Here is a 13,387-nt window from a genome sequence, read left to right as displayed (position 1 = left end):
TCTGTACCGCTGTACCGCTGATGACTTACGACGTACGGTCTACGACTTTTCCACGTAGCGCAGGGAGCGCAGGCCGCGCTCCAGATGCCAGTGCAGATAGGCGGACACCAGCCCGCTGCCCTCCCGCACATGCCGCGGCTCGCTCGCGTCCGCGGTCTCCCAGTCTCCCGTAAGAAGCGCGGCGAGCAGTTCCAGCGTCTGCGGCGAGGGTACGACGCTGCCGGGCACCCGGCAGTCCACGCAGACGGAGCCGCCGGCGGCGACGGAGAAGAACCGGTTCGGGCCGGGCAGACCGCACTTGGCGCAGTCGCTGAAGGTGGGGGCGTAGCCGTTGACCGCGAGCGAGCGCAGCAGGAAGGCGTCGAGGACGAGGTGCGGCGCGTGCTCGCCGCGGGCGAGGGTGCGCAGCCCGCCGACGAGCAGCAGATACTGCTGCACGGCGGGCTCGCCCTCGTGGTCCGTGAACCGCTCGGCCGTCTCCAGCATGGCCGTCCCGGCGGTGTAGCGGGCGTAGTCGCTCACGATGCCGCCGCCGTACGGGGCGATGGTCTCGCTCTGGGTGCACAGGGGCAGTCCGCGTCCGATCAGCTCGCTGCCCCGCGCGAAGAACTGCACGTCCACATGCGAGAAGGGTTCGAGCCGCGCCCCGAACTTCGACTTCGTCCGCCGCACCCCCCGGGCCACCGCCCGCACCCGCCCATGACCACGAGTGAGCAGCGTGATGATCCGGTCCGCCTCACCCAGCTTCTGGGTGCGCAACACCACGCCGTCGTCCCGGAAAAGACTCATCGCGCACCCCCGCGGGTTTCCTGCTGGGGGTACGGGGGTCGTCCCCCGGGAGAGCACAGCATGATCCGGTCCGCCTCACCCAGCTTCTGGGTGCGCAGGACGACGCCGTCGTCGCGGAACAGACTCATGCCGCCCATTCTCGCCTACAGTCACCCCTTGGAGGGACCTCGGGCCACGGTCACCCCTTCAAGGGACCTCACCCCGGCTGCGGGCGTTCTCGTACGCGGTCGCCGCGCGCAGCCGTTCTATGGTCGTGGCCGCCCGTACGGCCTCGGGGGCGCAGTCCCACTCCCTCCCTCCGCCGACCGGCCGCAGCTGTACGTACGGCCCCTCGTGGCCCATGACCCGGCCGACCTTCCCGGTGCGGGTGTCGACCGCGTAGGTGCCGATCGCCGGCTTCTTCCCGTGCCCGCTCACCGCAGAGCCGCCGCCGAAATGCCCGGTGACGACAGAACAATTCCTGCCCTCCCGGCCGTCCGCCGCAATTCCTCCACCGATTCCTCCGCCTCTTCGACGCGCCCGCCGAGTGTCGTCCCCCGGGCCCTTCTCCCACTGCCTTCACGGTGCTCCCCTGCACCATCGAATTTCACTCTTCGCATCTCCCTGGTGACCTGCCGTGCCTAAACTCGGCGGGAGTCTGTGCTGTACAACTTCCGGGCGGCGCAAAAGCGTTGGGCCGTGGCCAAGAGAACTGAACGGCCTGTATACAAATGCCGTGCATTCGTCGCGCGCCGCCGATCCCCTGACCGCCGTCACCGACCCACCACTGCGCCCGCTGCCGGAGCGGGCCGTCGCGCTGCTGCGGAGCCTCGACGCCCCGCCACGGCTCGCGGCGCATCTGCGGCTCGTGCACGACGTGGCGTACGAGCTGGCCGACTGGACGGAGCGGCGCTACCCGGAGCTGTCGTTCGACCGTGCGGCCGTGCTCTTCGGGGCGGCCACGCACGACATCGGTAAGACGGCGCACACCGGGGAGCTGTCGGGCCCCGGTTCCGCGCACGAGGAGGCCGGGCGCCGACTGCTGCTGGAGCACGGCGTCGAGCCGGAGTGGGCGAGGTTCGCGGCGACACATGCCGCGTGGGCGGAGCCGGGGACCGGGATCGAGGATCTGCTGGTGTCCCTGGCGGACAAGGTGTGGAAGGACAAGCGGGTCCGGGAGCTGGAGGACCTCGTGGTCGGGCGGCTGGCCGAGGTGAGCGGCAGGCCCGTCTGGGAGGAGTTCCTGGCCCTCGACGACCTGCTCGACCGGCTCGGCGCCGACGCGGACCGGCGGCTGGCCTTCCAGGCGGCCCACCCCGTCCGTCCCGTCCGCCCCTGACCGGGGGCTCCCGTACCGCATCGCCACAGGCGGTCCTCACAGCATCGTCACAGGTGGTCCTCACTCAGGCGGGGAATCTCCGCGTCGCCCACCTAAGATTCCCTCTGGTTCCCCCGTTTTCCGACAACTCGCTGGCGCATCACGCGTCCTGGGAAACCACTCGGCGTACATGAGCGTCGAACGTTGCGTGAGCAACCGCTGTCCCGGCGGTCCGACGGCACGGAAGATGGGGACCCGTGGAGCTGGAATTCCGACTGCTCGGCCCGGTCGAGGCGTGGCACGGTGCCAGACCCCTGCGGCTGGGCGGACCGAAACCGCGAGCGCTGCTGGCCGTGCTGCTGCTGCGGGCGGGACAGGTGGTGCCCGCGGACGCGCTGGTGGACGTGATCTGGGGGGACGAGCCCCCGGACACCGCGCGGGCGCTGGTGCAGACGTATGTGTCGGCGCTGCGGCGGGCGCTGCCCGCCGAGGCGGCGGAGGCGATCGAGACCCGGCCGCCGGGGTATGTGATGCGGCCCGGTGTCGGACGGGTCGACGTGGCGGAGTTCGAGGCACTGACGGCGGACGGCCGGCGGGCCGCCGCCGACGGGGACCACACGGAGGCCGCACGGCTGCTGCGGGAGGCGCTGGAGCTGTGGCACGGCCCGGCGCTCGGCGGGGTCGGGGACGCGCTGCGGGGTGAGGCCGGGCGGCTGGAGGAGGCCCGGCAGGCGGCCCTGGAGGAACGGATCGCCGCCGAGCTGGAGGCCGGCGGGCACGAGGCGGAGCTGGTCACCGAGCTGACCGAACTGGTCGGGGCCCGGCCGACCCGGGAACGGCCACGCGGGCAGCTGATGCTGGGCCTGTACCGGCTGGGCCGGCAGGCCGACGCGCTGGCCGTCTACGCGGAGGGCCGGGCCGTGCTCACCGAGGAACTGGGACTCGACCCGGGCCCGGAGCTGACCCGGCTGTACGAGGCCATCCTGCGGGCCGACCCGGCGCTGCTCGTCTCCCCCACGACCGCCGCCCCGCAGCAGGCCGCCGCGCCCCGGCCCGTGTCCCTGCTGCCGCCCGCCATCGGGGACTTCACCGGGCGGGAGGAGGAACTGGCGCGGGTCGTCGCGGGGTTGACCGGCGAGCGGGAGGCGATGCCCGTCGTCGTGGTGTCGGGGGCCGCCGGGGTGGGCAAGTCCGCGCTCGCCGTGCAGGCCGCGCACCGGGTGGCCGGCGAGTATCCCGACGGTCAGCTCTACGCCGAACTGCACGGCTTCAGCGAGCCCGTGCCGCCCGCCGAGGTCCTGGGCCGGCTGCTGCGGGCGCTCGGCGCGGACCCGCCCGAGGACACGGCCGAGCGCGGCGACCTGTTCCGCAGCCTCGTCGCCGGGCGGCGGATCCTGCTGGTCCTGGACGACGCGAACGGCGAGGCCCAGGTACGGCCGCTGCTGCCGGGCAGCGCCACCTGCGGGGTGCTGGTGACCTCACGGGCCCGGCTCGGCGGGCTCGTCGGGGCCCGGCGCACCGACCTGGACGTCCTGGACAACGCCCGCGGCCTCGAACTGCTGACCAGGGTCACCGGCCCGGAACGCACCCCGGACGACCCGCGCGAACAGGCCGCGGCGCGGCGCATCGTCGAGCTGTGCGGCGGGCTGCCGCTGGCCCTGCGGATCGCGGGCGCCCGGCTGGCGACCCGGCGGCACTGGACGCCCAGCGTGCTCGCCGAGCGCCTCGCGGACGAACACCGCCGCCTCGACGAGCTGTCCGTGGGCGACCTGGAGGTACGGGCCGGCCTCGGCCTCAGCTACCAGGCCCTCGACCAGTGCGCCCGCCGGGTGCTGCGCCGTATCGCCACGCTCGGCTCGGCGGACGTCGCCGTGTGGACGGTGGCCGCGCTGTCCGGCACACCGGAGGACGAGGCCGAGGAGATCCTCGAACGCCTCCTGGACGCCCAGCTGATCAACTGCCCCGGCACCGACCAGATCGGCCAGCCCCGCTACCGCCTCCATGACCTGGTCCGCGTCTACGCCGCCGAACGAGCGGAGACCGAGGACCCGGTGGAAGACCGCACGGCAGCGGTCGGCAGAGCCCTCTCGGCGGGCCTGTGGCTGATGGACAGAGTGACGGAGAAGTCCCCCTCAGGCGCGGTCACATTGAGACAGAGGTTCACACCAGCGCCCCTGAAGGGGCGCGGGGAACCGCGCGAGCAACCACCCACGACCGAAACCCGCGAACAAACAGAACCCCCCACCCCGGTAGGCGCCCGAACAACCCACCGAGCCCTGGAAGACCCCTTCGCCTGGTTCGACGCGGAGGCCGACACCCTCACCAACGCGGTGGAGCGGGCGGCGGCCATGGGCCTGCACACCCTCGCCTGCGAAGCCGCCGCCGCGCTCTGCTCCTCCTCCTTCGCCATCAAGAACCGCTTCGACGCCTGGTGGCGCAGCCACGACGCCGCCCTCGCCGCGGCCCGCCGCGCCGAGGACCGCTCGGGCGAGGCTCTGCTGATCATCGGCCTGGGCCAGCTCCGCTACGAGCAGGACCGCATCGCCGAGTCCCAGGAGTACTTCCGCACCGCCGAGCGCATCTGCACCGAACTCGGCGACGTACGCGGCCGTTCCGCCGCCCTCGCCGGCCTCGGCAGCGCCTGCCGCGAGGTCGGTGAACTGCGTGACGCGGAGCGGGCGTTGACCGACGCGGCCGACGGCTTCCGGCGGGTCGGCGACGACACCGGGGTCGGGGTCGCCTGCCGGTACGGCGGTTCCGTACGGCTAGAACTCGGCGACCAGGAGGGCGCGTTCCCGCTGCTCGACGAGTCGCTGCGGGCGTACCGGCGGCTCGGCAGCCGGCGCGGCGAGGCCCTGGCGCTGCGCACCCTCAGCCTGGTGCACCGCTCGCTCGGCGCGTACGAGGACGCCGCGCGCGTGGCCGAGCAGGCGCTGGAGATCCTGCGCGCCCTCGGCGACCCGCACATGGCGGCGTACGCCCTGCGGGCCCGGGCCAAGGCCCGGCTGCGGCTCGGGCACATCCGGGAGGCGGAGGCGGAACTGCACGAGATCCTGGAGGTCTGCCGGGTCCACGAGGACCGCTTCGGCGAGGCCCTGACGCTGCGCACGCTCGGCGAGTGCGCGCTGGCCGACGGCCGGCTGACGGACGCGGAGGGGCTGCTGACGGCCTCCGCCGCCCTCTGGGCCGTCCTCGCCCTGCCGCTGCCCCGGGCCCGTGCCCTGCGCAACCTGTCCGTCGTACGGGCCGCGCTCGGCGATCGGGCCGGCGCCGACGCGCTGCGGGCCGAGGCCATGGCGGTGTTCAACGTCTGCGAGGCCCGCGAACGGAACGAGCCGTGGCCGTGGGTGTGACCCGCGTGACCCGCGTGATCCGGGCGATCCGGGCGATCCGGGACCGGAGGGACGCCGCCGTGCCGCCGGCCGGGCGGCGGGCCCGGAGCTGTCGCCAGGTCGGCTTCGGACAGCGGCCCTTGGGCCTGACGTCGGTGAACCAGTCGTAGCGGACGAGCCGGGGCTGCAGACCGATCTCGACCCAGTGGTCCTTGCCGGAGGAGAAGTCCCAGCCGACGTTGGGGATACGGATGTGATCGTCGCGGCGGTCCTTGTCCTGGCTGGTGATCTGGAGAACCTCGACATGGCGGAGGCGGGGCCGCATGACCACGCAGTACCGTTCCTTCCCGCCCTCGGTGTCCCGGTACGGAACGTACGCATGCCAGATCTCGCCGGGCGCGGGGCGGCGCCGGCCGCCGTTGAAGCCGCCGTCGTCCCACCAGCGCACCGCCCGGTGGCAGAGGAACGCGGCGAGCCCGGCCGCCCCGCTGAGCGCGAGCATCGCCGACTCGAACCGGGCGTCCGCCCAGAGCACGGCCGCGCGGCTCGCGACGAGGACGACCGCCGCGTGGCAGACGTAGGACCACCAGGGGCTGGGCCGGGACCATCTGGTGAACGCGGCCAGGCCCAGCGCGACCGCGACGGGGACGGCGTGCAGGAGCGCGTACTGCTCGGCCGTGGGCGGCGGCAGCGGCGGATCCTGGGCGGCCATCACGTCCGGTACGACGACCGGCAGCACCAGCGCGTAACCGACGGTGTTCCACACCACCAGCAGCAGATAGGCCTTGACGGCCATGCCCAGGCACGACGTGTTGGTGCGACGGACCACCGGATCCTCCTGTTTCCCCGCGGAAGATCAGCATTCCGTGCGGGGAACACGGCCCGGGATCCGTGGAATTGCGTACGCGGGTACGTAACAGGACCGCTTCCGCCGCCGGCGGCCGGCCGTCGGTCGCGGTCGTGGTCGCCGGTCGGCCAGGCCGAAACCCGCTTGCGGCGGACTTGCAGAGAACTTCCAGCGGAGTGCGGCATTCTCGTTGTTCTCGGGGGAACAACGGATCGGCCGGGCGACCACCGCCCGGCCGGTCGGCCCACCGGAGCGCACAGGGGACGGACCGGTGGGAACGTGACAACAGTGGGTTCGGAACAGCAGGACGGGCTGGGGGAAAGCCCGGCTCCAGGCCGCAGACCACCACTCAAGGGGGGAAGCCCCCGGGGAGGGACATCAGGGGATCAGGTCCCTCCCCGGGGTGCTGCCGCACAGCCCGCCGCCTCACACCTCCCGCCCGGTGGAGGACGACGCATGCCTTCGATCATCCTCATGAGCGACCCCGAGGTCGCCGGTGTCCCGGTCCAGGAGTGCGGTGAGCCCCTCGTCGACCTGAGGGAGCTGCCCTTCGTGGTGGTCGACTCCCGCCAGGCCGACCCCGAGGGGTCGTACGCGCATCTGCGCGAGGGCGTCGCGTGGCGGCTCGCCCGTGCCGCCCGGCTGCTGCCCGACGGGCTGCGGCTGCTGGTCACCGAGGGGTACCGGCCGCTGACCCTGCAGATCGAGTACTTCGAGAGGTACGCCGCCGAACTGCGCGAGGCCAACCCGGACTGGTCGGACGAGTACCTCCGGGTCCAGGCCAGCCGTTCCCTCTCCCCGCCCGAGATCGGGCCGCATGTCGCCGGCGCCGCGGTCGACCTCACCCTGTGCACCGCCGCCGGGGAGGAACTCGACATGGGCACCCGCCTCGACGCCAGCCCCGAGGAGAGCGACGACGCCTGCTACACCGACGCGCCCAACATCTCCGAAACGGCCCGCCGCAACCGCCGCACCCTGAGCGCGGCGCTCACCACGGCCGGGCTGGTCAACTACCCCACCGAGTGGTGGCACTGGTCGTACGGGGACAGGTACTGGGCACTGATGACGGGCGCGCCGAACGCGCTGTACGGGCCCGCGAGGACCGGCACGTAGTCCGGACCGGGCCGCTCCCGCCGAGGCGCCCGGGGCTTTCCCGCCCCCGTCGTCCCTACCCGTCCCATCCCCGAGGGCTGCACCCCGTCCTCCGTGTCGCCTCGACGGCGAACCCCGTAGCGGGGGCCAGGGGCAGCACCCTGTGGATGGGACGGGCAGGGGTGGCGGGGGCGAAGTCATGTGCGGGGCGGGGCGGTTCGGGCGGATGGTGCCGTGCTTCCCCTGCCCGTGGGGGTCGCCGCTCAGCGGTGCACGGGGAAGTACTGGCGCGGGGTCACGCCCACGATCCGGTGGAACGCCGCGACGAAGGAGCTGGCCGAGGCGTAGCCGACGCGGGGGGCGACGGACTCGATGGGGAGGCCCTCGGCGAGCAGCGGCATCGCGGCGCGCATCCGGGCCTGTTCGCGCCACTGTCCGAAGGCGAGGCCCGTCTCGGTGACGAAGAGCCGGGCCAGGGTTCGGCCGCTGGCGCCGACCTGGGTGCCCCAGGCGGCGAGGGGCCGGGGGTCGGCCGGGTTCGCGGTGAGGGCGCGGGCGACCTCGCGGGCTCTGGGGTCGCTGGGCTCGGGGGCGGTGACGCTGGTGACGGGGACGGGGTGCAGGACGTCGAGGAGGACGGCCTCCGCGCGGGCGCGGGCCTCGGCGGGCAGGTCCGTGCGGAGGAGGTGTTCGATGAGCGCCTGGAGCAGCGGGCCCACCGCCACCACCGTCGGCTCCGGCCAGTCGATGCCGGGGCAGCTCGCGGGATCCACGTACGGGCTGCGCATCACCGTGTCGCCGGCCGACTCGGTGGTGTGGGGGACGCGTGCGGGGATCCACAGGGCGAGGGTGGGCGGCAGCAGCCAGGAGCCCCGCCGGGTGGTGACCCGCAGCAACCCCTTGGCGGACCAGGCGAGTTGGTGGACGGCGTGCCAGTGGCGGGTGAAGGCGGTGCCGCGCGGCATGGCGAAGTGGCCGATGAAGATCGCGGTGGGGTGCGGCCCTCGCAGCATGGCGGGCGGGGTGCGTTCGACGACCGGCCCGGTGTCCCACCAGACCGCTCCGCCCGCGCCCGCACCCTCGTCGGCTTCCGCGCCCCGCTGTCCGTGCCCGTGTCCGTGTCCGTGTCCGTGCCCGTGTCCGTGTCCGTGTCCGTCTGGCGACATGGGACGGCAGCCTAGCCCGTGGTGGACACTGCGGGGGCGGGCCTAGCGTCGGCGGTATGCCGATGAATCAGATGCACCGCAAGATCTGTAGCTCCGAGAAGTGGGCGGTCAAGACGCGGGAACTGCTGCTGCCCTGGGCGCTCGACGGGGTCGAACTGGGCGCGGAAGTCCTGGAGATCGGTCCCGGTTACGGCGCCAACCTGCGGGTGCTCGTCGAGCAGGTGCCGCACCTGACCGCCGTCGAGGTCGACGCCGGGACCGCCCGGCTGCTGGACGTCGCCTGGGGCGAGCGCGCCCGGATCGTGCACGCGGACGGGGCGGCGATGCCGCTGCCGGACGCGGCGTTCGACTCGGTCGTCTGCTTCACGATGCTGCACCATGTGCCGACCGTCGAGCAGCAGGACCGGATCTTCGCGGAGGCGTTCCGGGTGCTGCGGCCGGGCGGCACCTTCGCCGGCAGCGACAGCCTGCCGGGCTTCCGCTTCCGGCTGATCCACTTCCGGGACACCATGAACGTCGTCGATCCGGCGACCCTGCCCGCCCGTCTGACCGGGGCGGGCTTCACGGATGTCGCCGTGGCCACGCACGAGCAGGGCGGCAGCCTCCGCTTCCGCGCCCGCCGGCCGTGACCCCAAGCCGTCAGACCTCGAACCGTCGTACGTACCGCCGCTGCCAGGGGGTCTCCACCGCGTGCCGGTCGTAGTGCCGGCGTACGTACGCCACCGCCTCCTGGGGCGGTACGCCGTCCAGCACCGCCAGGCAGGCCAGCGCGGTGCCGGTGCGGCCCCGGCCGCCGCCGCACGCCAGCTCGACCCGGTCGACGGAAGCCCGGTCCCAGGCGTCCCGCAGCACCCGCGCCGCCTCCGCCCGGTCACCGGGCAGCCGGAAGTCGGGCCAGCGCAACCAGCGGGACTCCCAGGGGACTTCGGGCGGCTCCTTGCCGAGGAGGTACACGGCGTAGGTGGGGACCCGGCCGTCGGGGAGCGGACGGCGGAGCCCCCGGCCGCGCACCAGCCGGCCGGACGGCAGCCGCAGCACACCGGGGTCCGCCGGGTCCCAGAGCCGGATCGACTCCCCCATGGCCTAGCCCACCCCCCGCGAGGCCTGTGCCGCCCGCGTCTCGATGCCCCTGAAGTGGTCGGACATCGCCCGCTGCGCGCCCTCGACGTCATGGGCGCGCAGGGCGGCCACGATGTCGCGGTGGCGGCGGACGGTCAGCTCGGGGGTGGGGTCGTCGGTCCAGCCGCGGGCGCCGGCGACGCGCAGGAAGACGGTCCAGAAGGCGCCGAGGAACTGGGGGATGAGCGCGTTGCCGAGGGAGGCGTAGAGGAGTTCGTGGAAGTCGCGGTCGAGTTCGGCGACGGGTTCGCCCGCCTTTCCGGCCGCCTCCATCCGGTCGACGACGGCCGCGAGACCGTCCAGCTCCTCGTCCGTGAGGGTGGCCGCGACCCGTCGTACGAGGCCGTCCTCCAGGACCTCGCGGATCTGGAGGATCTCGGCGAGCGCGGCGGTGTCGCCGTCGGGCCGGGCGAGGGTGCGGAAGGTGAGGCCGTCGACGAGGGGGGTGAGGGAGGCCTCGCCGACATAGGTGCCGTAGCCGTGGCGGATGTCGACTATGTCGAGGGCCTGGAGGGCTTTCAGGGCCTCCCGGACGGAGTTGCGGCTGACGCCGAGGTCCTCCATCAGCTCCGTCTCGGTGGGCAGGGGGGCGCCCGCCTGGAGCTTGCGGTCGAGGATGAGCTGCATGACCTCGTGCTGGATCTGGCTGCTCACCCGCCGCTCGGGCCGGCGCCGGCGCCCGCTCTCCTGAGACATGCGCCGCATCGTACGCTCGCCGGACATCCGACGTCCCACCTCCGGACGGAAACCGCGTGAACTGACCAGGGGAACGCCAGGTTAACGCCCTGTGATGACTCCGGGAAACTCTCTCCTAACGGACCCTCAACTGTCGTTATTTCATACCGGAGTTCCCGTCGACAATGATCCGCCATTGGTCGCACCTTTGGCGGGTACGCCATTCGTGTGCGATCACTTGACCGCCCTCACCGGTGCTTTTAAGGTCACGCTGCCCCCTACAGGACGTAGGACGTCGTATCTCCCTCCCAGCCTCTCTCCCTGGAGGAACCGTGCGCGACGTGATCCGTGACGCCCCGGCGCCGACCCGCCGGTCACTCCTCAAGTACTCCGGCGCGCTGGGCGCGGCCGCCACTCTCTCCTCGTCGCTGGCCGCCTGTTCGGCCGGACCGGAGTCCACCAACGACACCGGTGGCGGCGGAGGCGGGAAGAACAGCACCCTGACCGCCGTCATCGGGTACGGCAACGACGGCAGCTGGGACCCGACCCAGACCGCGTCCGCCTTCTGCATGGCCGCCAACAACCACATCTACGAGGGCCTCCTCGACACGGACCCCATCTCCCGCGAGCCCTACGCGGCGCTCGCGACGGCCGTGCCGGGCGACACCTCCGGCACCTCGTGGAAGTTCGAGCTGCGGCCCGGCGCCACCTTCCACGACGGCAAACCGGTGACCGCCGACGACGTCGTCTTCGTCTACGAGCGCATCCTCGACCCCGGCACCCAGACCCTCGCCAAGGGCTTCTTCGCGAGCTGGCTGAAGGAGGTCCGGAAGATCGACGCGCGGAACGTCGAGCTGGTGCTCAGGTTCCCGTTCCCGGACGGCATCTCCCGGCTGACCCTGGCGAAGATCATGCCGAAGCACGTCTACTCCCAGCCCGGCGCCTGGGAGGACGCCATCAAGGGCAAGGCGATCGGTTCGGGGCCGTACCGGCAGACCGCGCACCACCCGAAGTCCAACACCACGTTCGAGGCGTACGCCGACTACAACGGCCCCCGTCCGGCCGCGTTCAAGAAGATGAACTGGCTGACCATCGTGGACGCGGCCCCGCGCGTCGCGAAGATCTCCGGCGCGAGCGCCGGCGCGCAGATCGCCGACAACATCCCGTACGCCAATATCGGGCAACTGGAGAAGGGCGGCATGTCCGTCCAGGGCGGCTCCGGGATGAACAACCTCTTCCTCATGTTCAACACCGAACGCAAGCCCTTCGACGACGTCCGGGTGCGGCAGGCACTGCATCACGCGATCGACCGGGACAAGATGATCGAGGTCGCGCTGAAGGGGCACGGGAAACCGGCGAGTTCCTTTCTGAACGAGCAGAATCCGAGCTACCGGCCGGCGAAGAGCGTGTACGCGTACGACCCGGACAAGGCGAAGGCGCTGCTGGCGGAGGCCGGGGTGAAGGGGCTGAAGATCGAGATCCTGGCGGTGAACGTCAGCTGGATCGTCGACTGTCTGCCGACGATCAAGGCGTCCTGGGACGCGATCGGGGTCGAGACGACGCTCTCGCCGCAGGAGACCACGGCCGTCTTCACGAAGATGGACCAGAAGCAGGACTACCAGGTGGTCGCCGCGGCCTCGAATCCCAATCAGTTCGGGCTCGACGCGGATCTGATCATGCATTACAACTACGGGCCGCAGAACCTGTGGATGCAGTACGCGCGCTGGGCGGACGATTCCGTGGCCAAGAAGCTCTTCAAGGACATGGACCAGGCAACGCAGGAGCCCGACGCCGACAAGAAGAAGATGATGGTGCAGGACTACATCGACATCGTCGCCGAACAGGTCGTGCTGTATCCGGTGGTGCACAACGAGTTGATGACGGCGTGGAATCCGAAGCGGCTCAGCGGGATAAGGGCTCAGCCCTATCCCGGGATCAACCTGTTGCAGGCCAAGTGGGTTTAGCGCCGTTGGGGTGCGGGTGGAATGCCGGCTGCGGGTTTGTTCGTGGCTGATCGCGCAGTTCCCCGCGCCCCTTGGGTTTCCTCAGTGATCCGGAGTCATACGTGGTCGCTATTGTTCGCATTCTTGTTCGGCGGGTCGCTCTGCTCGTTCCGCTGATGCTCGGGATCGTGCTGTTCGTGTTCGTCGTCATGCGGTTCTCCGATGTCGATCCGGCGTCCGCGTTCTTCCAGGGGGCCAATCCGACGCCGGAGCAGTTGCGTGATTTCCGGGAGGAGAACGGGCTGCTGGACCCGCTGCCCGTCCGCTACGTCGGCTTCATCGGCGATCTGCTGCACGGGGACATGGGGATCAGCGCGCTCACCCGTGCCCCCGTCGTCGACCAGGTGATGACCGCGCTGCCGCTCACCCTGCAGCTGACCTTCCTGGGGCTGGGCATCGCGGTCGTGCTGGCGCTGCTCGGCGGGGTCACCGCGGCCATCTACCGGGACCGGCTGCCGGACCAGGTCATCCGGGTGGTGTCGCTGACCGGGGTCGCGGCGCCCGGGTTCTGGCTGGCGCTGCTGATGATCCAGTACCTGGCGGTGGACCTGGGGTGGTTCCCGACGGGCGGGTACGTCAATCCGGCGGACTCCTTCACCGGGTGGCTGAAGACGATGACGCTGCCGGCGTTCGCGCTGTCGCTGCCGGTGGCGGCGCAGCTCACCCGGATCGTGCGGACGGCGATGGTGGAGGAGCTGGACAAGGACTACGTGCGGACGGCGATCGGGAGCGGGCTGCCGCCGAGGGTGGTCGTGGGCCGGAACGTCCTGCGGAACGCCCTGATCAACCCGCTCACCGTGCTCGGGCTGCGCGTCGGCTATCTGCTGGGCGGCGCGGTCGTCATCGAGACGATCTTCTCGCTGCCGGGGATGGGCAAGCTGATGATCGACGCCGTGAAGAACGGCGATCCGGCGGTCGTCCAGGGGGTCGTGCTGACCACGGCCGCGGGCTTCGTGGTCGTGAACCTCGTCATCGACGTCCTCTATCTGCTGGTGAACCCGCGCCTGAGGGAAGCAAGTTGACGACCACCACTGAGGGATGCGAGCTGATGCCCTGATGTTCGGCCT

At 71.8% G+C, this 13,387-nt stretch carries 13 protein-coding genes; 6 read left to right on the top strand and 7 right to left on the bottom strand.

Going from position 1 to position 13,387, the window contains the following annotated elements; all coding sequences use genetic code 11:
• Positions 1–39: 39 nt before the first annotated feature.
• The 3 genes from recO to ABT147_RS08120 are packed head-to-tail and all read right to left on the bottom strand — an operon-like array spanning position 40 to position 1,206.
• Positions 40–789, bottom strand: a complete 750-nt coding sequence (gene recO / locus ABT147_RS08130) for a DNA repair protein RecO (RefSeq protein WP_351403396.1) — start codon at positions 787–789, stop codon at positions 40–42.
• Positions 786–917 carry a hypothetical protein gene (locus ABT147_RS08125; RefSeq protein ID WP_351403637.1) on the bottom strand — a complete coding sequence of 44 codons (132 nt, stop codon included), beginning with the start codon at positions 915–917 and terminating at the stop codon, positions 786–788. The genes recO and ABT147_RS08125 overlap by 4 nt, the downstream gene beginning before the upstream one ends.
• 58 nt (positions 918–975) lie before the next feature.
• The gene (locus ABT147_RS08120; RefSeq protein WP_351403394.1) at positions 976–1,206 is read right to left on the bottom strand and encodes a hypothetical protein; all 231 of its coding nucleotides are present in this window, start codon (positions 1,204–1,206) and stop codon (positions 976–978) included.
• A 298-nt stretch (positions 1,207–1,504) separates the two neighbouring features.
• Between ABT147_RS08120 and ABT147_RS08115 the strand changes: the two genes are divergently transcribed.
• Entirely contained in the window at positions 1,505–2,107 is a 603-nt protein-coding gene (locus ABT147_RS08115; protein WP_351403393.1) for an HDIG domain-containing metalloprotein, read from the top strand.
• A 236-nt stretch (positions 2,108–2,343) separates the two neighbouring features.
• Positions 2,344–5,439, top strand: a complete 3,096-nt coding sequence (locus ABT147_RS08110; protein ID WP_351403392.1) for an AfsR/SARP family transcriptional regulator — start codon at positions 2,344–2,346, stop codon at positions 5,437–5,439.
• Here ABT147_RS08110 and ABT147_RS08105 read toward each other — a convergent pair.
• Entirely contained in the window at positions 5,390–6,247 is an 858-nt protein-coding gene (locus ABT147_RS08105; RefSeq protein ID WP_351403391.1) for a type II toxin-antitoxin system PemK/MazF family toxin, read from the bottom strand. The two genes, ABT147_RS08110 and ABT147_RS08105, sit on opposite strands and share 50 nt — an antisense overlap.
• A gap of 474 nt (positions 6,248–6,721) precedes the next feature.
• On the opposite strand from ABT147_RS08105, the gene ABT147_RS08100 reads away from it, so the two are divergent.
• Entirely contained in the window at positions 6,722–7,378 is a 657-nt protein-coding gene (locus ABT147_RS08100) for a M15 family metallopeptidase (protein ID WP_351403389.1), read from the top strand.
• Positions 7,379–7,620: 242 nt separating this feature from the next.
• On the opposite strand, the gene ABT147_RS08095 is transcribed toward ABT147_RS08100, so the two are convergent.
• A complete protein-coding gene (locus tag ABT147_RS08095) occupies positions 7,621–8,370 on the bottom strand; it encodes an AraC family ligand binding domain-containing protein (RefSeq protein WP_502983057.1) in 750 nt (249 codons plus the stop codon).
• Between the two features lie 209 nt (positions 8,371–8,579).
• Between ABT147_RS08095 and ABT147_RS08090 the strand changes: the two genes are divergently transcribed.
• Complete coding sequence (locus ABT147_RS08090) at positions 8,580–9,152, top strand: class I SAM-dependent methyltransferase (RefSeq protein WP_351403387.1); 573 nt, start codon at positions 8,580–8,582, stop codon at positions 9,150–9,152.
• 10 nt (positions 9,153–9,162) lie between these two features.
• Here ABT147_RS08090 and ABT147_RS08085 read toward each other — a convergent pair whose 3' ends face one another.
• The gene (locus tag ABT147_RS08085; RefSeq protein WP_351403386.1) at positions 9,163–9,603 is read right to left on the bottom strand and encodes a protein-tyrosine phosphatase family protein; all 441 of its coding nucleotides are present in this window, start codon (positions 9,601–9,603) and stop codon (positions 9,163–9,165) included.
• Between the two features lie 3 nt (positions 9,604–9,606).
• Complete coding sequence (locus tag ABT147_RS08080) at positions 9,607–10,347, bottom strand: FadR/GntR family transcriptional regulator (protein WP_351403614.1); 741 nt, start codon at positions 10,345–10,347, stop codon at positions 9,607–9,609.
• Between the two features lie 302 nt (positions 10,348–10,649).
• On the opposite strand from ABT147_RS08080, the gene ABT147_RS08075 reads away from it, so the two are divergent.
• Both ABT147_RS08075 and ABT147_RS08070 read left to right on the top strand, forming a co-directional pair.
• Positions 10,650–12,281 carry an ABC transporter substrate-binding protein gene (locus tag ABT147_RS08075; RefSeq protein ID WP_351403385.1) on the top strand — a complete coding sequence of 544 codons (1,632 nt, stop codon included), beginning with the start codon at positions 10,650–10,652 and terminating at the stop codon, positions 12,279–12,281.
• A 101-nt stretch (positions 12,282–12,382) separates the two neighbouring features.
• Positions 12,383–13,342, top strand: coding sequence for an ABC transporter permease (locus tag ABT147_RS08070; RefSeq protein ID WP_351403384.1), 960 nt, complete (start codon positions 12,383–12,385; stop codon positions 13,340–13,342).
• Positions 13,343–13,387 lie beyond the last annotated feature (45 nt).

Source organism: Streptomyces sp. NPDC001868 (genome assembly GCF_040297125.1).
Classification (GTDB): Bacteria; Actinomycetota; Actinomycetes; order Streptomycetales; family Streptomycetaceae; genus Streptomyces.
This window is presented reverse-complemented; position numbering and strand designations above follow the sequence as displayed.